The sequence below is a fragment of the Streptomyces sp. NPDC049585 genome, from assembly GCF_040675615.1.
Classification (GTDB): Bacteria; Actinomycetota; Actinomycetes; order Streptomycetales; family Streptomycetaceae; genus Streptomyces; species Streptomyces luteosporeus.
Map to the genome: position 1 here is coordinate 156285 of NZ_JBFAPE010000009.1, position 20154 is coordinate 176438.

The 20154-nt window shown below is 72.3% G+C and carries 15 protein-coding genes and 1 riboswitch; of the genes, 13 read left to right on the forward strand and 2 right to left on the reverse strand.

Translation table 11 applies throughout. The annotated features are described in order from the left end of the window. Positions 1-21 precede the first annotated feature (21 nt). Positions 22-909, forward strand: a complete 888-nt coding sequence (locus AB0K17_RS13505) for a cellulose-binding protein (protein ID WP_365966009.1) — start codon at positions 22-24, stop codon at positions 907-909. A gap of 57 nt (positions 910-966) precedes the next feature. Here the strand turns inward: AB0K17_RS13505 and AB0K17_RS13510 are convergent, their stop codons facing one another. Continuing rightward, positions 967-2745 (reverse strand): lytic murein transglycosylase, encoded by a 1779-nt coding sequence (locus tag AB0K17_RS13510; RefSeq protein WP_365983044.1) that lies wholly within the window; start codon positions 2743-2745, stop codon positions 967-969. Between the two features lie 516 nt (positions 2746-3261). Here AB0K17_RS13510 and mfd point away from each other — a divergent pair. Further along, positions 3262-6798 (forward strand): transcription-repair coupling factor, encoded by a 3537-nt coding sequence (gene mfd, locus AB0K17_RS13515; RefSeq protein WP_365983045.1) that lies wholly within the window; start codon positions 3262-3264, stop codon positions 6796-6798. A gap of 43 nt (positions 6799-6841) precedes the next feature. Here mfd and AB0K17_RS13520 read toward each other — a convergent pair whose 3' ends face one another. Beyond that, positions 6842-8296 (reverse strand): DUF2079 domain-containing protein, encoded by a 1455-nt coding sequence (locus AB0K17_RS13520; protein WP_365983046.1) that lies wholly within the window; start codon positions 8294-8296, stop codon positions 6842-6844. 354 nt (positions 8297-8650) lie between these two features. Between AB0K17_RS13520 and AB0K17_RS13525 the strand changes: the two genes are divergently transcribed. The 11 genes from AB0K17_RS13525 to AB0K17_RS13575 all read left to right on the forward strand — a co-directional run bounded on the left by AB0K17_RS13525 (position 8651) and on the right by AB0K17_RS13575 (position 20137). Beyond that, positions 8651-9271: a SurA N-terminal domain-containing protein gene (locus AB0K17_RS13525; RefSeq protein ID WP_365966005.1), complete on the forward strand. Its 621-nt coding sequence runs from the start codon at positions 8651-8653 to the stop codon at positions 9269-9271. A 58-nt stretch (positions 9272-9329) separates the two neighbouring features. After that, positions 9330-10304 (forward strand): nucleoside triphosphate pyrophosphohydrolase, encoded by a 975-nt coding sequence (locus AB0K17_RS13530; RefSeq protein WP_365966004.1) that lies wholly within the window; start codon positions 9330-9332, stop codon positions 10302-10304. A 66-nt stretch (positions 10305-10370) separates the two neighbouring features. Then, entirely contained in the window at positions 10371-10805 is a 435-nt protein-coding gene (locus tag AB0K17_RS13535) for a DUF6479 family protein (protein ID WP_344437741.1), read from the forward strand. Positions 10806-10991: 186 nt separating this feature from the next. Further along, positions 10992-12263 (forward strand): cytochrome P450, encoded by a 1272-nt coding sequence (locus tag AB0K17_RS13540; protein WP_365983047.1) that lies wholly within the window; start codon positions 10992-10994, stop codon positions 12261-12263. Positions 12264-12453: 190 nt separating this feature from the next. Beyond that, positions 12454-13446 carry a transglycosylase family protein gene (locus AB0K17_RS13545; RefSeq protein ID WP_365966002.1) on the forward strand — a complete coding sequence of 331 codons (993 nt, stop codon included), beginning with the start codon at positions 12454-12456 and terminating at the stop codon, positions 13444-13446. A 260-nt stretch (positions 13447-13706) separates the two neighbouring features. Further along, positions 13707-13881: riboswitch (cyclic di-AMP (ydaO/yuaA leader) on the forward strand. Between the two features lie 4 nt (positions 13882-13885). Continuing rightward, entirely contained in the window at positions 13886-14635 is a 750-nt protein-coding gene (locus AB0K17_RS13550) for a transglycosylase family protein (protein ID WP_365983048.1), read from the forward strand. 312 nt (positions 14636-14947) lie between these two features. Beyond that, positions 14948-16234 carry a phosphopyruvate hydratase gene (eno, locus tag AB0K17_RS13555; RefSeq protein ID WP_365983049.1) on the forward strand — a complete coding sequence of 429 codons (1287 nt, stop codon included), beginning with the start codon at positions 14948-14950 and terminating at the stop codon, positions 16232-16234. 151 nt (positions 16235-16385) lie between these two features. Continuing rightward, complete coding sequence (locus tag AB0K17_RS13560; RefSeq protein WP_365965999.1) at positions 16386-16856, forward strand: septum formation initiator family protein; 471 nt, start codon at positions 16386-16388, stop codon at positions 16854-16856. Positions 16857-16911: 55 nt separating this feature from the next. Further along, complete coding sequence (locus AB0K17_RS13565) at positions 16912-17448, forward strand: DUF501 domain-containing protein (protein WP_344437750.1); 537 nt, start codon at positions 16912-16914, stop codon at positions 17446-17448. Further along, positions 17445-18386: a Ppx/GppA phosphatase family protein gene (locus AB0K17_RS13570; protein WP_365983050.1), complete on the forward strand. Its 942-nt coding sequence runs from the start codon at positions 17445-17447 to the stop codon at positions 18384-18386. Before AB0K17_RS13565 ends, AB0K17_RS13570 begins: the two co-directional genes overlap by 4 nt. 368 nt (positions 18387-18754) lie before the next feature. Beyond that, complete coding sequence (locus AB0K17_RS13575) at positions 18755-20137, forward strand: NAD(P)/FAD-dependent oxidoreductase (RefSeq protein ID WP_365965997.1); 1383 nt, start codon at positions 18755-18757, stop codon at positions 20135-20137. The last annotated feature ends 17 nt before the right edge of the window (positions 20138-20154 follow it).

The window sequence follows — 20154 nt, forward strand, 5'->3', positions numbered from 1 at the left end:
GCTACAAGGATGAGTTCATCGGTGTCTCCTGACGGTTTCACAGTCGTGCGCGGCCGTGGATACCGGCCTGATCAGGTCGACCGTGCGCTGGCGGAGTATGCCCGTCAGCGCGACTCCGCCTGGGAGCGCGCGGCGCGGCTGACCGTCCTGGCGCGGGAGATGGAGGACGAGGTGCGGCGGCTTGCCCACGTCGTCGCCAAGCTCCCCCCGCAGACGTACGAGTCCCTGGGCCCGCGCGCCCAGGGCCTGGTCACCACGGCCGAACTGGAGGCGGCGGGCCTGCGCGAGCGGGCGGAGGTGGCGGCGGCGGAGCTGCAGGAGGCCGCCCAGTCGCATGCCCGTCAGGTGCGCGACGCCGCCCACGAGTACGCGGTGGCGGTGCGCGCCGAGGCGGAGGAGTGGGCCCGGCAGGCCCTGCTCGCGGCCGGGACGGTTGCCGAGGACATCCGTACGACGGCCCGCCAGGAGAGCACCGAGCGGCGCGAGGAGTCGCTGGCGGCGTTGAAGGAGATGCGCCAGCGCACGGCGATGATCCTGGCGGAGCAGGAGAAGGAGCACGCCGAGCGCTGGGACGCGGCGGGCCGCGAGATCGCCGAGCGCGAGGCGGCGATGGACGCGCGGGTGGCGGCTCTGGAGGAGTACGCCCGCACGGCCCTGGGCGATGCGCGCCGGCGTTACGCGGACACGGAGGAGGCCGCGCGGCACGGCCAGGAGGACGCCGAGGCGCAGGCGGCCGCGGTGATCGCCCAGGCGCGGGTGCGCGAGGAGCGTATCGCGCGCGACACCGAGCGGGTGCTGCGCGAGCACGAGGAACGGCGCGAGGAGCTCAAGTCCCACATGGCGCACGTGCGGCACAGCCTGGCGGCGCTGACGGGCAAGCCGGTCGCGGAGGACGCGGCGGCGGAGTGAGGCCGGCCGGCCCGCCCGCATCGTGCCCACGATGCGGGCGGGCCGGCCGCGCCGGGACTACTTCTTGGCCGTGGCCGACGGGCTCGGCGAGGGCGCCGGCTTCGTCGGCTCGGGGGCGGGGGCGGCGACGGTCAGCGTGAGCTTCAGGACCGCACCGTTGGTGGTGGTGAGCTCCAGCGTGTAGGTGCCGGACTGCTCGTCGGTGAACAGCTCGGGCAGGACGATCCGGCCGTTGTCGTCGGTCGTGAACGTGAGCGGCTTGCGCGCGGGCTTGCCGTTCTCGTCCTTGAAGTACGGACCGGTGGTCGCGGGCTTGCCGTCGGGGCCGAGGATGCTCGCGGTCACCTTGGCGCCGGCAACGACCTTGCCGTCGCCGCTCGCCTCGACGGTGATCCGCCCGGCGAACGACCCCTTCGGGGTGGCCTTGAGCTCGTCCTTGCCGATGCGCTGCAGTGCGGTGGCGAGGCGGGGCTTGACGGTGGCGGCGAAGTCGAACTTGCCGGCCTTGGCCCCGTCCTTGCCGTCGACCGTGGCGCGCAGGGCGAAGTCGCCGGCCACGGATCCGGCCTTGAGGTCGGGCGCGGTGGCCGTGCCGTCCTCGGCGACGGTGGCGAGGGCGAACGTGCTGTCCTTGCCGTCGACGGTGAAGCGCGCCTTGGTCTTCGGGCCGATGACCTCGAAGCGCACCTGCGTGCCCTTGGGCACGGGCCGGCCGTCGGCGGTGACGACCTTGACCTTCGCGTGATCGGCGAACGCCTCGTCGTCGACCGTGGCCGTGAGCTCGGCCGTGCCGACGTGCTCGATGGCCTTGAACTCGACCGGCTTCGACGGCGTCGGCTTGTCGCCACCACCACCCGGATTATCCGGCTTGCTCGGATTGTCCGGCTTGTTGGGAGTCGGCGGGTTCGTCGGCTTGTTCGGCTCCGACGGCTTGTTGGGCCTGCTCGGCTGCGACGGCTTGGCGGGCGTGCTCGGCGTGCTCGGGCGCACCGGGCCCGGGACCGGGGTGGTGCCGGACGGTCTGGTCGGGGTCGGGATCCACGGCGTGCTGCCGCCCGGGGTCGAGCCGCTGCCGCCGTTCTCGTACGTGTGCATCCACGCGAGGACCGCGTTCACGTACTCGCGGGAGTTGTTGTAGCTGAGGATCGCCTTGTCGAGCTGGGCCCCGTCCGAGAGGTCCTTGCCGCCCGCGCACAGGTAGCGCGCGGTGCCGGCGGCGGCGTCGAAGATGTTGTTGGGGTCGAGCTTGCCGTCGCCGTTGCCGTCGGCGCCGTAGTCCTTCCACGTGGACGGAATGAACTGGGTCGGGCCGACGGCGCGGTCGTAGACGGGGTCGCCGTCCCAGGCGCCGCCGTCGGTGTCCTTCACGAGCGCGAACTTGTCGCCCGTCAGCTGGGGGCCGCGGATCGGCTTGGTGGTGCTGCCGTCGGGCTGCAGGCCGTAGGAGGCGGCGTGCTCCGACTCCACCTTCCCGATGCCGGCGATCAGCTCCCACTTGATGTGGCAGTTCGGGTAGAGGCCCTTGGCCAGGCCCTCGGCGTTCTTGTACGCGGCCAGGGCGGTCGCGGGGATGTCGCTGCTGCCGCCGCCCGTACCGCTGCCGGGCTCGCCCGGCTTGGGCGTGGCGCCGGGGCGCGGCACGAGGTCGGGGAGGGAGAGGTTGGGGACACCGTGCGGCTGGCGCTGCGGGTTGTCGGGACCCGGGGTGGGGTCGTCGGCACCCGTCCCGTGCGGCGGGCTGGCGCCGACGGCCGCGGTGGTGAGGCTGGCGACGAGTAGGGCAGTGCACAGTCCCTGGCGGGAGACGCTCGCAGCGCGGGTACGAAGTATCTTCACGGAGACTGCTTCCTCGGGGAGACCGGCGGGCCGTGCGAGGGGGGCCGCACGACTGCCCCCCTCGGCCATAGACCCGAACACTAATTCCCTGTAGCCGCAATTGTCTTGTCCGGGGACGGGCTTCACGTACTCTTCGCCGGGCGATTCCCTCGCACGGGGTGGCGCCTGCGGCGTTGTACGTAGCGGAAGTTGGGCGTCCGTGCGTATGCGGTGCGCTGAGGGTGGCGGAGTCCGTTCACGGCGCCCCCTGGGGGCGCCCCGCAGCCCCCTGGGGGCGCCCCGCGGGGGCGCGGGGCGGTGTCGATCTGCGGCTGCCGCCGCGTGGGCGCGACACGGCACCCCGTCTGCGGGCGCGTCGTGGCTTGTCGCGCAGTTCCCCGCGCCCCTACGGGGCGCGGCTTCGGCGCCCGCGGGCCTCGCGCCGGGCGAAGTCGTACGCTGGAAGCCCCGGCCGTGCCCCGCGTGCCGGGTGCTCGCGTTGTTCAGCTTGTCCACCACCGGGACGGAAATCTCTTCATGAGCCTGCACGGTCTGCTCGACGCCGTCGTCAAGGATCCGGCGCTCGCCGAAGCGGTCGAGGCCGCGGGTGACGGCAACCGGCCGCACGTCGACCTGGTGGGGCCGCCCGCGGCCCGGCCGTTCGTGATCGCCGCGCTGGCCAGGGACGCGCAGCGGCCCGTGCTGGCGGTGACGGCGACGGGCCGGGAGGCGGAGGATCTGGCGGCGGCGCTGCGCGGGCTGCTGCCGGCCGATGCCGTCGTGGAGTACCCGGCCTGGGAGACGCTGCCGCACGAGCGGCTCTCGCCGCGGTCGGACACGGTCGGCCGGCGGCTGGCGGTGCTGCGCCGGCTGGCGCATCCGAGCAAGGACGACCCGGCGGCCGGTCCGGTCAGTGTCGTGGTGGCGCCCGTGCGCTCCGTGCTGCAGCCGCAGGTGAAGGGGCTGGGCGACCTGGAGCCGGTGAGCCTGCGCACGGGGCAGGGCGCCGATCTCGAGGAGGTCGTGGAGGCCCTCGCCGCGGCCGCCTACGCCCGCGTGGAACTGGTGGAGAAGCGCGGCGAGTTCGCCGTGCGCGGCGGCATCCTGGACGTGTTCCCGCCGACCGAGGAGCACCCGCTGCGGGTCGAGTTCTGGGGCGACGACGTCGAGGAGATCCGCTACTTCAAGGTGGCCGACCAGCGGTCGCTGGAGGTCGCCGAGCACGGCCTGTGGGCGCCGCCCTGTCGTGAGCTGCTGCTGACCGACGCCGTCCGCCGGCGGGCCGCGGCGCTCGCGGAGGAGCACCCGGAGCTGGGCGAGCTGCTGGGGAAGATCGCGGAGGGCATCGCGGTCGAGGGCATGGAGTCGCTGGCCCCGGTGCTGGTGGACGACATGGAGCTGCTGCTGGACGTGCTGCCGGCGGGTGCGATGGCCGTGGTGTGCGACCCGGAGCGGGTGCGGACGCGGGCGGCGGACCTGGTGGCGACGTCGCAGGAGTTCCTGCAGGCCTCCTGGGCGGCGTCGGCCGGTGGCGGCGAGGCGCCGATCGATGTGGACGCCGCCTCCCTGCGCGGCATCGCCGACGTCCGTGATCATGCCCGTGACCTGGACATGATGTGGTGGTCGGTGAGCCCGTTCGCGGCCGGGGAGGACGAGGAGGACGGCGACACCCTCAAGCTGGGCATGCAGGCGCCGGAGACCTACCGCGGCGACACGGCCCGGGCCCTGGCCGACACCAAGGGCTGGGTGTCCGACGGCTGGCGGACGGTGTTCCTCACCGAGGGCCACGGCCCGGCCGCCCGTACGGTCGAGGTGCTCGGCGGCGAGGGCATTCCGGCCCGCCTGGATGCGGACCTGCCGGAGCTGACGCCGTCCGTGGTGCATGTCTCCTGCGCGAGCCTGGACAGCGGTTTCGTCCACGCGGGCCTGAAGGTCGCCGTGCTGACGGAGTCCGATCTGACCGGCCAGAAGTCGGCCAGCAAGGACCTGGGCCGCATGCCGGTGCGGCGGCGCAAGAGCATCGACCCGCTGACGCTGCAGGCCGGCGACTACATCGTGCACGAGCAGCACGGTGTCGGCCGCTACCTGGAGATGGTGCAGCGCACGGTGCAGGGTGCCACCCGCGAGTACCTGCTGGTGGAGTACGCGCCGGCCAAGCGGGGCCAGCCGGGCGACCGGCTGTACATCCCCACCGACCAGCTGGAGCAGGTCACCAAGTACGTCGGCGGCGAGGCGCCCACCCTGCACCGCCTGGGCGGCGCGGACTGGACGAAGACCAAGGCGCGGGCGAAGAAGGCGGTCAAGGAGATCGCCGCCGACCTGATCAAGCTGTACTCGGCCCGCATGGCGGCCCCCGGGCACGCCTTCGCGCCGGACACCCCCTGGCAGCGGGAGCTGGAGGACGCCTTCCCGTACGCGGAGACGCCCGACCAGCTGACCACGATCGCCGAGGTCAAGGAGGACATGGAGAAGTCCGTCCCCATGGACCGCCTGGTCTGCGGCGACGTCGGCTACGGCAAGACCGAGATCGCGGTCCGTGCGGCGTTCAAGGCCGTGCAGGACGGCAAGCAGGTGGCGGTGCTGGTGCCGACCACCCTGCTCGTCCAGCAGCACTTCGGCACGTTCTCCGAGCGGTACGCGCAGTTCCCCGTCAATGTGCGGGCGCTGTCGCGCTTCCAGTCCGACACCGAGGCGAAGGCCGTCCTGGAGGGGCTGCGGGAGGGCTCCGTCGACATCGTCATCGGCACCCACCGCCTCTTCTCCTCCGAGACCAAGTTCAAGGACCTGGGCCTGGTCATCGTCGACGAGGAGCAGCGCTTCGGCGTCGAGCACAAGGAGCAGCTGAAGAAGCTGCGCGCCAACGTCGACGTGCTGACGATGTCCGCCACCCCGATCCCGCGCACGCTGGAGATGGCGGTGACCGGCATCCGCGAGATGTCGACGATCACCACGCCGCCGGAGGAGCGCCACCCGGTGCTGACCTTCGTGGGTCCCTACGACCAGAAGCAGATCGGCGCGGCCATCCGCCGCGAGCTGCTGCGCGAGGGCCAGGTCTTCTACATCCACAACCGGGTCGAGTCCATCGACCGGGCGGCTGCGCGGCTGCGCGAGATCGTGCCCGAGGCGCGCATCGCCACCGCGCACGGCCAGATGTCGGAGTCGGCGCTGGAGCAGGTCGTGGTCGACTTCTGGGAGAAGAAGTTCGACGTGCTGGTCTCGACGACGATCGTGGAGTCGGGCATCGACATCTCCAACGCCAACACCCTCATCGTCGAGCGCGGCGACAACTTCGGGTTGTCGCAGCTGCACCAGCTGCGCGGCCGGGTGGGCCGCAGCCGGGAGCGGGGCTACGCCTACTTCCTCTACCCGCCGGAGAAGCCGCTGACGGAGACCGCCCACGAGCGGCTGGCGACGATCGCCCAGCACACGGAGATGGGCGCGGGCATGTACGTGGCGATGAAGGACCTGGAGATCCGTGGCGCGGGCAACCTGCTCGGCGGCGAGCAGTCCGGCCACATCGCGGGCGTCGGCTTCGACCTGTACATCCGCATGGTCGGCGAGGCCGTGGCGGACTACCGGGCGTCGGTGGAGGGCGGCGGCGAGGAGGCGGAGGCCCCGCTGGAGGTGAAGATCGAGCTGCCGGTGGACGCGCACGTCCCGCACGACTACGCGCCGGGCGAGCGGCTGCGCCTGCAGGCGTACCGGGCGATCGCCTCGGCCAACTCCGAGGAGGACATCAAGGCCGTCCGCGAGGAGCTCACCGACCGCTACGGCAAGTTGCCCGAGCCCGTGGAGAACCTGCTGCTGGTCGCCGGCCTGCGGATGCTGGCCCGGGCCTGCGGGGTCACCGACATCACCCTGCAGGGCGCCAACGTGCGCTTCGGCCCGGTGGAGCTGCGCGAGTCGCAGGAGCTGCGCCTGAAGCGCCTGTACCCGCGCACGGTGATGAAGCCGGCCACCCAGCAGATCCTGGTGCCGCGCCCGGCGACCCGCCCGATCGGCGGCAAGCCGCTGGTCGGCCGCGAGCTGCTGGCGTGGACGGGCGAGTTCCTCACGACAATCCTGGGCAGCTGACCGCTTCGCCACGCGGCATCACGGCGCCCCGCGCCCGGAGCGGCTACGGCGCGGCGCGCCGCAGCACGACGTAGCCGCCCTCGCTGCCCACGACGACGTACCGGGCGCCCGCGTGGGTGCGGGCGGCGTCGGCCGCGGCGTCGGCGGGCGTGCGGCCGTCGCCCAGGTGCACGGCGACGTAGTCGGGCCTGATGCCGCCGGTGCCGCCGACCCAGAAGACCCGGCAGCGGCCCGCGAGCCGGCTTATCGGCACGACGTCCGCCTCGACGGTGGCGCCGTCGGGGATGCGGTCCAGCAGTCGCTCGGTGGCCCGGACCTGCGGCGGGATGCGGTAGGTGTCCGGCATGGTCAGCCCGTACAGCGGCAGGGACGCGGTCAGGGCCAGGGCCGCGGCGAGGACGGCCGCCGGCAGGTGGTGGGCGTAGGTGCGCAGCCGGCGGCGGGGGCTGGTGCGGGACGCGGCGAGCGCCTCGGTGAGGGCGATGAACACCACGGGCATCAGCACGGCGCTGTAGTGCCAGTCGGTGCCCCAGTAGTGGTCGTCGTGGGAGACGAACCGCCAGCCCAGGGTGGGCAGCGCCACGATCAGCACCGGTGAGCGCAGGGCGAGCAGGCCGGTGGTGGGCAGCAGCGTCCACAGCAGGGTGCGCACGGCGGTGTCCGCGGGGATGACCGGCGCGGGGCCGCCGTCCCCGCCGAGCTTGTTCCAGTAGTCGTACGAGCCACCGCTGTTGAAGCTCGGAATGATCAGACCGAGGGCGAGGGCGGTGGCCGCCAGGCCGAACGCCACCAGGGCCGCGCCCTGCGCCACGGCCCGGGTGCGGCCGCGGGCGCCGCGCAGCCGCAGCAGGACCAGCGCGCCGACGGCGGCGGCGGTCACCCCCAAATCCTCCTTCACCAGGACCAGGGGCGCCGCCCACAGCACGGCGGGCGTCCAGCGCCGGCGGACCACCGCCTCCAGGGAGAAGGCGAGCAGCGGCATCGCGAAGGCGATCTCGTGGAAGTCGAAGTCGACCGCCCGCTGCACGCCCCACGACAGCCCGTAGGCGACGCCGATGGCCAGCCCCCGGCCGCGGCCCAGGAGGTGCGCGGCGAGCCGGGTGACCGGCACGGCCGACAGCGCGAAGAGCGCGGCCTGCACCACCAGCAGGGTCAGGGGAGTGGGGAAGGCGCGGTAGAAGGGGGCGACCAGCGCGGTGATCGGGCTGAAGTGGTCCCCGAGGATGTTGGTGCCGGGCCCCTTCAGGTCGGCTATCGGCGCCCGCAGCTCGGCGTAGCCGCGTATCGCCTGCTCGAAGATGCCCAGGTCCCAGGACATGGTGAGCATCCGCAGGTGCCGGCTGACCGACAGCGTGGTGTAGAGGACGAACAGGACGCCGGCCAGCCAGTAGGGGTCCAGCCGGGGCGCGCCCAGCCGGGCGAAGCCCGTCCGCTGCCCCGAGGGAGCGGTCTCGGCCGACTTGCGGGCCTGTGCCGGAACGGCGGTGGCCGAGTCCATGGACGTCCTTCTCTCGGGTGCGCTTCGTGGGGCCGGCAGCCGCTGCCGCCGCAGGACCGGCCCCTTCGAAAGATATGCCGGGTCCGTCGGTCGCCCGGGCCTCCCACTCGAAGACGAGCGCGGGAGCCACCCGGTTCAGCCGGGTTTCCCCCGGTCCGTGCCCGCCTGTCGCCGCTGCCGCGTGCCCGGACGGCGTGCGAATCGTTGGCCCAATCAGTGACGCGGGCCACGTCCGGTGCCTACCATCGATCACCGCCGGGCCGACGTCGGTGACCCGAGGTGGACCAGGTGCACAGCAGCACGTCCCACCCATGCAGCACGACCCCATGCAGCACGACCCCTTCGGGAGGCTTCATGATCCGCCGCAGGACAGCGCTCGTCGTCTCCGCCGCCGGTCTCCTCGCCGTCGCGCCCCTGCTCACCGCCTGCGGCTCCACCCCGCACCCGGGGGCGGCCGCCGTGGTGGGCAAGGAGCGGATCACGGTGGCGCAGTTGCAGGGCCGGGTCGACGACGTGCGCGAGGCCCAGCGCAGTGCCCCGCAGGGCGCCCAGCTGCTGGCGGCCAGCGGGCGGCTGGGGCAGGACACGCTCGTACGGCTCATCCAATACCGGGTCATCGAGAAGGCCGGGCAGGACAGCGGCGTCGAGGTCACCCGGCGCGAGGTGCAGGAGCGCCGGGCGCAGGTCGACCGGATGCTGGGCGGGGCGCAGGCGGTCGAGGCGCGCTTCCTGGCCGCGGGCATCGCCCCCGACGGGATCGACCAGGACCTGCGGGTGGGCCTGATCCGCTCCAAGCTGGAGGACAAGCTCGGCAAGGACCGCGCCGGCGAGGTGCTCAGGAAGACCTCCGACTCCCTCGGCGTGCAGGTCAACCCCCGCTACGGCACCTGGGACGCCAAGCGCGGCACCGCCCGCCCGGCGCAGGAGCCGTGGCTGCGCCCGGCCGTGCAGGACGAGCCGGCGGACCCCGCCTGAGGGGACGGGGCACGGGCGGGGGCGAGGAACCCCCGCCCGCCCGCATAGGCTCGGTGCTGTGAACGCCTACGACTCCACCGGCCGCATCGTGCTCCTGACCACCAGCCACCGGGTCGCCCCCGGCCTGCTGTCCTGGCCGGCCTGGCAGACGCTGCGGGAGGCGGAGCGCGTGCTGTGCGCCGACGCCGCCCACCCCCAGCTGCCGTACCTGCGCGAGGCCGGCGTGGACGTCGAGCACGCCGCGCCCACCGCCCGCGAGCTGGTCGACTACTGCACCGACGGCTCGCGCACCGCCGTCGTGGTCACCTCCGCCGAGGGCGAGAGCGCCCTGACCGACGGCCTGGCCCGGCTGGCCGGCTCCGGCCGCGAGACGATGCCCGCCCTGGAACTGCTCCCCGGCTCCTACGACCTGCCCGGCGCCCGGCTGCTGGACCTGGTGCAGGTCATGGACCGCATCCGGCTCGCCTGCCCGTGGACGGGCATCCGCACCCACGAGGACCTGGCGAAGTACGGCCTGGAGGAGATGTACGAGCTCCTGGAGGCGATCGAGACCGGCGACCGCCAGGCGCTGCGCGAGGAGCTGGGCGACGTGCTGCTGCAGGTGGTCTTCCACGCCCGCATCGCCCAGGACGACCCCGACGAGCCGTTCTCCGTCGACGACGTCGCCGGCGGGATCGTCGACAAGCTCATCCACCGCCACCCGCACGTCTTCGGCGACGCCGACGCGCAGACCCCCGAGGACGTCAAGGCGCACTGGATGCGCACCAAGGCCGCCGAGAAGCGGCGCGAGTCCGTCACCGAGGGCGTGCCGCTGGGCCAGCCGGCCCTCGCCCTGGCCGCCAAGCTCGCCTCCCGCGCCCGCGCCGAGGGCCTGGAGGTGGCCCTGCCGTCCGGCGACGGCGTGGGGTACGAGCTGCTGGCGCTGGCCGTACGGGCCGAGGCGGCCGGCGTCGAGCCGGAGACCGCGCTGCGGGCCGCGGCCCGGGCGTACCGGGACGCGATCCTCGCCGCCGAGCGGGCGGCGGAGCGGTAGCGGCCTCGATCACCCGTTCGGCTCAGTGGCAGTCTTGACCGGGCGGCGGCCGGGTACCCGACCTCCATGCGCACTGAGCAGATCGATCTCGCCCTCCCGCCCTGGGTCGGCGGCGCCGCCCCCTTCCTCGTGGGGCTGTGCGTCGGCGCCCTGCTGATCCTCGCCTTCTTCTTCGGGCAGCGGTGGCGGGACCGCGAGCCCCCGCCGCCCGCCCACCCGCAGCGCCGCCAGGGTTCCTGGCAGACGCCGCAGGAGCACCAGCGCGGCCCCGAGTCGCCCGACCACGGGCCCGGCCACAACGACGACGAGGAGAACGCCCTGGGGTACGTCGTCGAGCACCGCGAGAGCGACCAGCTGCAGTCCGAGGCCGACGGTGAGCGCGTCCTGCCGCACGAGATCCACAACCCGGGCAGCCACCCGGAGGAGCTCTCCGACGAGCGCCGCAAGTGGAAGCCCGGCAGCAGCGGCTCCTTCGGCAGCGGCGGAGCGGGCAGCCACTAGCGCCCCGTAGGGGCGCGGGGAACTGCGCGATCAGCCATCGACGGCCTGCAGCCGAACGCGCACGTGCGGGCGCATGGTGGCTTGTCGCGCCCACGCGGCGGCAGCCGCAGAACGGGCACTCCCCGTGCCCCTACGGGGCACGGCCTGGGCGCCCTGCGGGGCACCGCACCCGTTAGCGTCGGGGGCGTGCACGAGAATCCCACGCCCCCTGCCCCGAAGCTCTTCACCTGGGAGTTCGCCAGCGACCCGTACCCGGCGTACGCCTGGCTGCGCGAGCACGCGCCCGTCCACAGGACGGAGCTGCCCAGCGGGGTCGAGGCATGGCTGGTCACGCGGTACGCCGACGCCCGGCAGGCGCTCGCCGACCAGCGGCTGTCGAAGAACCCCGTGCACCACTCGGAGCACGCCCACGGCAAGGGCAAGGTCGGCATCCCCGGCGAGCGCAGCGCCAACCTGATGACGCACCTGCTCAACATCGACCCGCCGGACCACACCCGGCTGCGCCGCCTGGTCTCCAAGGCGTTCACCCCGCGCCGGGTCGCGGAGTTCGCGCCCCGGGTGCAGGAGCTCACCGACCGGCTCATCGACGGCTTCTGCGAGAAGGGCGCGGCGGACCTCATTCACGAGTTCGCCTTCCCGCTGCCCATCTACGCCATCTGCGACATGCTCGGCGTCCCGCCGGAGGACCAGGACGACTTCCGCGACTGGGCCGGAATGATGATCCGGCACGGGGGCGGGCCGCGCGGCGGGGTGGCGCGCTCGGTGAAGAAGATGCGCACCTATCTCGCGGAACTGATCCACCGGAAGCGGGAGGATCTGGGCGACGACCTCATCTCGGGACTGATCAGGGCGAGCGACCACGGCGAGCACCTCACCGAGAACGAGGCCGCCGCCATGGCCTTCATTCTTCTTTTCGCCGGTTTCGAAACAACTGTGAACCTGATCGGTAACGGAACCTACGCGCTGCTGCGCCACCCCGAACAACGCGAACGCCTGCAGCGCGCCCTCGCCGAGGGGGACGCGTCGCTGCTCGCCACGGGGGTCGAGGAACTGCTGCGCTACGACGGCCCCGTAGAGCTTGCGACCTGGCGTTTCGCCACCCAGGACCTGGTCATCGGCGGGCAGCGGATCGCCGAGGGCGACCCCGTCCTGGTGGTGCTGGCGGCCGCGGACCGCGACCCCGAACGGTTCGCCGATCCCGACGTCCTGGACCTCTCCCGGCGCGACAACCAGCACTTGGGCTACGGACACGGCATCCATTACTGTCTCGGCGCACCGCTCGCCCGCCTCGAAGGGCAGACCGCGCTCGCCACCCTGCTGCGCAGACTGCCCGACCTCCGGCTCGCCGCCGAGCCGGACGACCTGCGCTGGCGCGGCGGCCTGATCATGCGCGGCCTGCGCACGCTGCCCGTGGAATTCACGGCGCGTCCGCCCGCGCAGGCGCCTGCATGCCCTTAGCGCATGACGTCCGGTCACCTCGCAGTTATCGCAGCGTGACCTCCGCTACACCGGGTTGTGACTCCGGGGGGCCGTCGCTATGTTCGACGACCATCCGAAGCCGCCTACCCGAGAGGGCCCGAACATGCGCTCAGGCACTGGTAGACATCGCCGTCCCCGTCAGGTCCCCGCCATCGTGCTCGCGGCGGGGGTGACGGGAGCCAGCGTCGCCATGCCGCTGCTGGCTGCCACCACCGCCACCGCGGCCGACGCGGGCACCTGGGACAAGGTCGCCCAGTGCGAGAGCGGGGGGATGTGGAGCGCCAACCAGGGCAACGGCTTCTTCGGCGGCCTGCAGATCACCCAGGAGTTGTGGGAGCAGCACGGCGGCATCTCGTACGCGCCCCGGCCCGACCTCGCGAGTCGTTCCGAGCAGATCGCCATCGCCGAGAGCATCCTCAAGTCGCAGGGCTCCGGCCCGTGGACGAGCTGCGGCGAGGGCGCGGGTCTGACCCGCAGCGAGCGGGCGCCCGAGGTCGACCCGGGCACCAAGGCCACCCCGCCGCCGGCCCCGGAGCGCAGCCGGACACCGGAGCACACGACCAAGCCCGCGCCGGAGCACGGCTCGCCCGCTCCGGACGCCTCGCATGCCCCCGACGCCACCCCCACGCCTTCGGCGCCGTCGGGGACGCCGTCCGCATCGCCGTCGACGTCGCCGTCCGGGTCGTCCACGCCCGCGCCCGGCCAGTCCGGTGCGCCCTCCGGTGCGACGCCGGACGCCGGTGGCACCCCGTCAGCTCCCGCGAGCGGCACGCCGGACGCCGGGCAGGGCAAGCACCGCAAGGAGCCCGGCACCGACCTCCCGTCGGCTCCGGCCGACGGCTCCGCGAGCCCGTCGGGCACGCCGGGAGCCGACGGCGCGTCCGCCGGGGACGCCGGCGCGGCGGAGGGCTCGGGGCGCCACCGCGCGACCCCGAACGGCCCGGACGACGGCGCACAGCGACCCTCGCGCGGGGGCGATTCCCGGCCGGGCATCCCGGCCGCAAACGACTACACCGTGCAGCCCGGTGACAACCTGTCAGTGATCGCCCAGGAGCACTCGGTCGCCGGCGGCTGGCAGACGCTGTATCAGAAGAACGAAAAAGTTGTCGGAACTGATCCGGACCTTATCCGTCCTGGTCAGCGCCTGGATATCCGTCAATAGCCATGCGGAAAGGGCCGAATGTCCGTTCCAGTCGAAAGTGAGACATGGGTCTCTTCGACTCGGCGGCGGAGAGCGTCCGTCCGATTTGCGTCTACCCAGGGCCACCTGCGGAAACGTCAGGTTTCCCGCGGTAACCGATGGCGGCCTTGGCTGAAAAGTGGGGTTTGAACCCGCAGGCCGCCTGTGCTTACCGTCTTCACCGCTCGCCATCGCGAGCACCACGGTCGCCACGCCGAATCCTGCCGGCGGCCGGGGGAGTCGTCGCGCAAGCGCCGTAGGCAGGAGCGGGGGAACCAAGGTAGGCGCCGGACGGACCGGCGGTCGGCAGACCGCAGGGACGGACGGCTTGGGGTGAAGCCCGGTGCTCGCACCGGGCCGGGCAGTCTCACAGCCCGAACCCGACAGCTCACCTCGTAGGCGTCGGTGAGGAAAACGACTTATGTCCAAGGGCAAGCACCGTCGTCCGTCCAAGGCCGTCCGAATCGTCACGCTCGCCGGCGTCACCGGCGCCGCGGTCGCCGCCCCACTGATGGTCGCGACCTCCGCCAACGCCGCCTCCGTCTCCACCTGGGACAAGGTCGCCCAGTGCGAGTCCAGCGGCAACTGGCACCTCAACAACGGCAACAACTACTACGGCGGCCTGCAGTTCTCGAACGACTCCTGGAAGGCCGCGGGCGGCACCAAGTACGCCCCGCGCGCCGACCTCGCCACCAAGGCCCAGCAGATCGCCACCGCCGAGCGGCTGCTGGCCATGCAGGGCCCGGGCGCCTGGGGCTGCGCGGGTGAGGGCGGTCTGCGCTCCGGCGGCGCCAAGGCCGACGTCGACCCCTCCGACGACTCCGGCTCCGCCTCCGCCAAGAAGACCCGCAAGACCACCTCCGCCGAGGGCGCCCACTCCACCAAGAACCACTCGGACCGCAGCGAGCGCCACAGCGCTCCGAAGAAGGTCACCCGGGAGTCGGACGCCGACGACGAGGCCGCGGAGGCCAAGGCGGAGGCCAAGAAGGCCGCCCCGCGCGAGGTCAAGCAGGGCACCGGCGAGTACAAGGTCAAGGAGGGCGACACCCTCGGGACCATCGCCGACGCGCAGAAGGTGCGCGGTGGCTGGGCGAAGCTCTACGACCTCAACAAGGACGTCATCGACAACGCCGACCTGATCTTCCCCGGTCAGCAGCTGCACCTGCACTGACCGGAGTCGATCGAAGCCGATCGAAGGTGCCGGGCGGCCCATGGCCGCCCGGCCGCACGACGACCGGCCGTACGACCGCCCCGCTTCGCTGCGCTTCCCCCCGAGCCGCACCGGAGCGGGGCTTCGCCGTTCGAGCCGCCGTGCCGGCCGCGCCCCGTCGACTGTCCGTTGAGCGAACATACTGGGTTTTCATCCCGTGATATCGGCATTTGTGCCAATTTTCGGCCCGTGGCCCGGTCCAGCGCGGGGAGAGCCCGCGGGGCCCGTTAGGCTCGTGGTGCAGAACTCCAGACACACACGAAGGAGACCCTCGTGCCGTCCATCGACGTCGTCGTAGCTCGCGAGATCCTCGACTCGCGAGGCAACCCCACGGTCGAGGTCGAGGTCGGCCTCGACGACGGCTCCACGGGCCGTGCCGCCGTGCCGTCCGGCGCCTCCACCGGCGCCTTCGAGGCCATCGAGCTGCGTGACGGCGACCCGGACCGCTACCTCGGCAAGGGCGTCGAGAAGGCCGTCCTCGCCGTGATCGAGCAGATCGGCCCGGAGCTGGTCGGCTACGACGCCACCGAGCAGCGCCTGATCGACCAGGCCATGTTCGACCTGGACGCCACCGACAACAAGGGCTCGCTCGGCGCCAACGCCATCCTCGGCGTCTCCCTGGCCGTCGCGCACGCCGCCTCCGAGGCCTCGGACCTGCCCCTCTTCCGCTACCTCGGCGGCCCGAACGCGCACCTGCTGCCCGTTCCGATGATGAACATCCTCAACGGCGGCTCGCACGCCGACTCCAACGTGGACATCCAGGAGTTCATGATCGCGCCGATCGGCGCGGAGTCCTTCTCCGAGGCCCTGCGCTGGGGCACCGAGGTCTACCACACCCTCAAGAAGGTCCTGAAGGGCCGCGGCCTGTCCACCGGCCTGGGCGACGAGGGCGGCTTCGCCCCGAACCTCGGCTCCAACCGCGAGGCCCTCGACCTGATCCTCGAGGCCATCAAGGAGGCCGGCTACACCCCCGGCCAGGACATCGCGCTCGCCCTGGACGTCGCCGCCTCCGAGTTCTACAAGGACGGCGTCTACACCTTCGAGGGCCAGGACCGCACCGCGGCCCAGATGACCGACTACTACGCCGAGCTCGTCGAGGCCTACCCGCTGGTCTCCATCGAGGACCCGCTGTTCGAGGACGACTGGGACGGCTGGAAGACCATCACCGACAAGCTCGGCGACAAGGTCCAGCTCGTCGGTGACGACCTGTTCGTCACCAACCCCGAGCGCCTCGCCCGCGGCATCGAGGAGGGCACTGCCAACGCCCTGCTGGTCAAGGTCAACCAGATCGGTTCGCTGACCGAGACCCTCGACGCCGTCGAGCTGGCCCAGCGCAACGGCTTCAAGTGCATGATGTCCCACCGCTCCGGCGAGACCGAGGACGTCACCATCGCCGACCTGGCCGTCGCCACCAACTGCGGCCAGATCAAGACCGGCGCCCCGGCCCGCTCCGAGCGCGTCGCCAAGTACAACCAGCTGCTGCGCATCGAGGAGATCCTCGACGACGCCGCGGTGTACGCCGGCCGCAGCGCCTTCCCGCGGTTTCGCTCTGCGAACTAATGAGCACAGCAGGGCTGAGCGCCGCGTCGGCTTGAGCCTTGACGCTTGAGCCTTAACGGCTGAGCTCTCGCCAGTCTCCGTACGTCCCCGGCCGCGGTCCCGTACCGTGTCCGGGGACGTACGTTCGTAGCGGACCGACAGGGGAGGCGACGTGGGCGCGGACCGGTTCTCCACCGCGACCAGGCTCAAGGCGCTCGGCACGGCGCTGGTGCAGGGGCCCGCCGCGGCCCGGACGTACCGCGCCCGTCAGCCGCGCCGCTCCCGGCTCACCGGCCGGGCGGCCCTGCTGGCGCTCGTCGTCTGCTCGCTGGTGGTGGCCCTGGCCTACCCGATGCGGCAGTGGGTGACCCAGCGCTCCGACATCGCCGACCAGCGGCGCCGCACCGAGCACGCGCGCGAGCAGGTCAAACGGCTGCAGGACGAGAAGGCCCGGCTGGAGGACCCGGCCTACGTCGAGCAGCTGGCCCGCGAGCACCTGCACTACCTGCGCCCCGGAGAGACCGGCTACAACGTCGTCGACGGCACCGCCGCCGACGGCCGCCACAAGGACGAGGGCGCCGCCGACCGCCCCTGGTACCTCAACCTCTTCGACGACGTGGACGCCTCCGACACCCACCGCTGAGCGTCCCGCGCCACCGGCCCCCCGACCCACCGAGCACGAGCGAGCATTCGAGCACATGGACACGCCCCCGCCCACGACCGAGCCCACCGAGCCGACGGACGCCGACATCGCGGCGTTCGAGGCGCAGCTGGGGCGCCCGCCGCGCGGCCTGCGCGCCATCGCCCACCGCTGCCCCTGCGGCAACCCCGACGTCGTCGAGACCGCCCCGCGGCTGGAGGACGGCACGCCCTTCCCGACGCTGTACTACCTGACGTGCCCGCGCGCCGCCTCGGCGATCGGCACGCTGGAGGCCGAGGGCGTCATGAAGGAGATGAGCGAGCGGCTGCAGAGCGACCCGGAGCTGGCCGCCGCCTACCGGGCCGCGCACGAGGACTACATCCGCCGCCGGGACGCCATCGAGGTCCTGCAGGGCTTCCCGAGCGCCGGCGGGATGCCGGACCGCGTCAAGTGCCTGCACGTCCTGGTCGGTCACTCCCTGGCCGCGGGCCCGGGCGTGAACCCCCTGGGCGACGAGGCGATCGCCATGCTCCCCGAGTGGTGGCGCAAGGGCCCGTGCGTGAACCCCTGCGGCGAGCAGGAGGACGGCGCATGACGCGCGTCGCGGCCATCGACTGCGGCACCAACTCCATCCGCCTGCTCGTGGCGGACGTCGACCCGGCCACGGGCCGACTCGACGAGCTCGACCGCCGGATGACCATCGTCCGCCTCGGCCAGGGCGTCGACCGCACCGGCCGTCTGGCCCCCGAGGCGCTGGAGCGCACGTTCGCGGCCTGCCGCGCGTACGCGGAGGTCATTCGCGACCTGAAGGCCGAGCGCATCCGTTTCGTCGCCACCTCCGCCTCCCGCGACGCACAGAACCGCGAGGACTTCGTGCGCGGCGTGGTGGAGATCCTCGGCGTCGAGCCGGAGGTCGTCACCGGTGACCAGGAGGCCGAGTTCTCCTTCACCGGTGCGACGCGGGAGCTGGTGGGGCGCGCCGATCTGGCCGCGCCGTTCCTCGTGGTCGACATCGGCGGCGGCTCGACGGAGTTCGTGGTCGGCGAGGAGCATGTGCGGGCCGCCCGCAGCGTGGACGTGGGTTGCGTGCGCATGACGGAGCGTCATCTGGTGGTGGACGGCGCGGTCACCGACCCGCCGACGGCCGAACAGGTCGCCGCCATACGGGCCGACGTCGAGGCGGCCCTCGACCTGGCCGCGCAGGCGGTGCCGCTGGGCGAGGCCCGTACGCTGGTCGGGCTGGCCGGTTCCGTCACCACGGTCGCGGCCATCGCGCTGGAGCTGGAGGAGTACGACTCCTCGGTCATCCACCACGCGCGGATCTCCCTGGACCAGGTCCGGGCGATCACCGCGCGGCTGCTCGCCTCCACCCACGACGAGCGCGCCGCGATTCCGGTGCTGCACCCGGGGCGGGTCGATGTGATCGCCGCGGGGGCCCTGGTGCTGCAGTGCGTGATGGAGCGCGTGGGCGTCGACGAGGTGATCGTCAGCGAGTTGGACATTCTGGACGGGATCGCTCTTTCCCTCGTGTAAGGGGCGCAGCCCGATCGGGCGCCGGGAAATTGTTCGTGAAATCCTTCACATGAAAAAGGGCCAACCAGTTCGCGGAAGAGGGCCTTCGGCCCGCATTCCGGGCCGTGTGGCCCCCCGGCGTCCGGAATCCGGCTGGTTTCGGTCGTGTTAAAGAAACGCTTATGCGCAGCCGCGACGGCGGGTGGTCCAGTCGTCACGCGACCCTCAAGGCCAGTTCAGGGCGGGTGCTCAACGCCCTTGGCGGCGTTGCGGTTCCCTTGCGCGGGTATGGCGTCGGTCACGGTGGCGGCGGAGTGTAGCAGATGCCCCCACCGTTCTTGTGAAGGGGCTCACGAGCACCCCGTCGAGACGTGCTGGATACTCGAAACATGAGCACCACGGAGCGTCCACGGATCCTCGTAGTAGGCGGTGGGTACGTCGGCCTGTACGCGGCGCGCCGCATCCTGAAGAAGATGCGGTACGGCGAGGCGACCGTCACGGTCGTCGACCCGCGCTCGTACATGACGTACCAGCCCTTCCTTCCCGAAGCAGCCGCCGGCAGCATCTCTCCCCGCCACGTCGTGGTGCCGCTGCGACGTGTGCTCCCCAAGGCGGAGGTCCTCACGGGCCGCGTCACCACCATCGACCAGGACCGCAAGGTCGCCACGATCGCCCCGATCGTCGGCGAGGCCTACGAGCTGCCCTTCGACTACCTGGTGATCGCGCTCGGCGCCGTCTCCCGTACCTTCCCGATCCCCGGCCTGGCCGAGAACGGCATCGGCATGAAGGGCATCGAGGAGGCCATCGGCCTGCGCAACCACGTCCTCGAGCAGCTGGACAAGGCCGACTCGACCAAGGACGAGGAGATCCGCCGCCGCGCGCTGACCTTCGTCTTCGTCGGTGGTGGCTTCGCCGGCGCCGAGACGATCGGCGAGGTCGAGGACATGGCCCGCGACGCCGCCAAGTACTACCCGACGATCAAGCGCGAGGACATGCGCTTCATCCTCGTCGACGCCGCCGACAAGATCCTCCCCGAGGTCGGCCCCAAGCTCGGCCAGTACGGCAAGGAGCACCTGGAGAGCCGCGGCGTCGAGGTCTACCTCGGCACCTCGATGGACTCCTGCGTCGACGGCCACGTCGTGCTCAAGAACGGCCTCGAGGTCGACGCCAACACCATCGTGTGGACCGCCGGCGTCAAGCCCAACCCGGCGCTCGCCCGCTTCGGTCTGCCGCTGGGCCCCCGCGGCCACGTCGACACCCTGCCGACGCTGCAGATCAAGGACATGCCGTACGCCTTCGCGGCCGGCGACAACGCCCAGGTGCCCGACCTGGTCGGCCGTGCGGCCGGCAACGAGAACGCCTGGTGCCCGCCGAACGCCCAGCACGCCCTGCGCCAGTCCAAGGTCCTCGGCGACAACGTCGTGGCGGCCCTGCGCGGCTTCGAGGCCGGGCAGAAGGAGTACAAGCACGCCAACAAGGGTGCGGTGGCGGGCCTCGGCCTCCACAAGGGCGTGGCGATGATCGTCATGGGCAAGATGAAGATCAAGCTCAAGGGCCGTCTCGCCTGGTACATGCACCGTGGCTACCACGGCATGGCGATGCCGACCTGGAACCGCAAGATCCGCGTCTTCGCCGACTGGACCCTCGGTCTCTTCCTCAAGCGCGAGGTCGTCTCGCTGCGGGCGATGGAGAACCCGCGCGAGGAGTTCTACGAGGCCGCCAAGCCGGCCCCGCAGGCCACCTCGCCGGCCGAGAAGGCCAAGGCCTCGTAACAACGGTCTTCCTCGCG

What these genes read in the sequence shown, in the direction of transcription:
- AB0K17_RS13535 (WP_344437741.1), top strand. Translation starts at nt 10,371, where the DNA reads ATGCGCACTGAGCAGATCGATCTCGCCCTCCCGCCCTGGGTCGGCGGC.
- AB0K17_RS13575 (WP_365965997.1), top strand. Translation starts at nt 18,755, where the DNA reads ATGAGCACCACGGAGCGTCCACGGATCCTCGTAGTAGGCGGTGGGTAC.
- AB0K17_RS13565 (WP_344437750.1), top strand. Translation starts at nt 16,912, where the DNA reads ATGGACACGCCCCCGCCCACGACCGAGCCCACCGAGCCGACGGACGCC.
- mfd (WP_365983045.1), top strand. Translation starts at nt 3,262, where the DNA reads ATGAGCCTGCACGGTCTGCTCGACGCCGTCGTCAAGGATCCGGCGCTC.
- AB0K17_RS13525 (WP_365966005.1), top strand. Translation starts at nt 8,651, where the DNA reads ATGATCCGCCGCAGGACAGCGCTCGTCGTCTCCGCCGCCGGTCTCCTC.
- AB0K17_RS13570 (WP_365983050.1), top strand. Translation starts at nt 17,445, where the DNA reads ATGACGCGCGTCGCGGCCATCGACTGCGGCACCAACTCCATCCGCCTG.
- AB0K17_RS13550 (WP_365983048.1), top strand. Translation starts at nt 13,886, where the DNA reads ATGTCCAAGGGCAAGCACCGTCGTCCGTCCAAGGCCGTCCGAATCGTC.
- AB0K17_RS13520 (WP_365983046.1), bottom strand. Translation starts at nt 8,296, where the DNA reads ATGGACTCGGCCACCGCCGTTCCGGCACAGGCCCGCAAGTCGGCCGAG.